This is a genomic window from Brevibacillus sp. MER 51 (assembly GCF_023714195.1).
Classification (GTDB): domain Bacteria; phylum Bacillota; class Bacilli; order Brevibacillales; family Brevibacillaceae; genus Brevibacillus.
Map to the genome: position 1 here is coordinate 1 of NZ_JAMAUS010000046.1, position 667 is coordinate 667.

Annotated in this window: 5 tRNA genes; all 5 read left to right on the top strand. The window is 53.2% G+C overall.

Annotated elements, in window-relative coordinates:
• Positions 1-130 precede the first annotated feature (130 nt).
• The 5 genes from M3630_RS30480 (at position 131) to M3630_RS30500 (ending at position 645) form a co-directional block, all read left to right on the top strand.
• Positions 131-206 (top strand) — tRNA-Asn (locus M3630_RS30480).
• 3 nt (positions 207-209) lie between these two features.
• Positions 210-302: transfer RNA gene (locus M3630_RS30485), tRNA-Ser, on the top strand.
• A gap of 4 nt (positions 303-306) precedes the next feature.
• Positions 307-380, top strand: a tRNA-Glu gene (locus M3630_RS30490).
• A 34-nt stretch (positions 381-414) separates the two neighbouring features.
• Positions 415-490 (top strand) — tRNA-Val (locus tag M3630_RS30495).
• Positions 491-568: 78 nt separating this feature from the next.
• A tRNA-Met gene (locus tag M3630_RS30500) sits at positions 569-645 on the top strand.
• Positions 646-667 lie beyond the last annotated feature (22 nt).

Consider the following 667-nt stretch of genomic DNA (forward strand, 5'->3'; position numbering starts at 1 on the left):
ATGAGGTTGATAGGTTCGGTGTGGAAGCGCGGTAACGCGTGGAGCTGACGAATACTAATCGGTCGAGGACTTATCCACACATTCTTAGCAATCATGCGTATTCAGTTTTGAAGGAACAAACCTTCTACGTTCCTCGGTAGCTCAGTTGGTAGAGCAATCGGCTGTTAACCGATTGGTCGGCGGTTCGAGTCCGTCCCGAGGAGCCATATGGATGGATGTCCGAGCGGCCGAAGGAGCACGATTGGAAATCGTGTAGGCGGTGTCGAACCGTCTCGTGGGTTCAAATCCCACTCCATCCGCCATCTTGGCCCGTTGGTGAAGCGGTTTAACACAGCAGCCTTTCACGCTGTCATACAGGGGTTCGAATCCCCTACGGGTCACCTAGAAAAATCCCTACATACTTGTAGGTGATTTGGAGGCTTAGCTCAGCTGGGAGAGCATCTGCCTTACAAGCAGAGGGTCGGCGGTTCGATCCCGTCAGCCTCCACCACTTATATCAAAGGGCAAGGAAGGTCAGCTAAAAGTGCCACGTCCTGTGGTAACACTGACACTCAGTCGTCCTGACTATCGCGGGATGGAGCAGCTCGGTAGCTCGTCGGGCTCATAACCCGAAGGTCGCAGGTTCAAATCCTGCTCCCGCAACCAAATTTTCTACTTGCTCTACGTC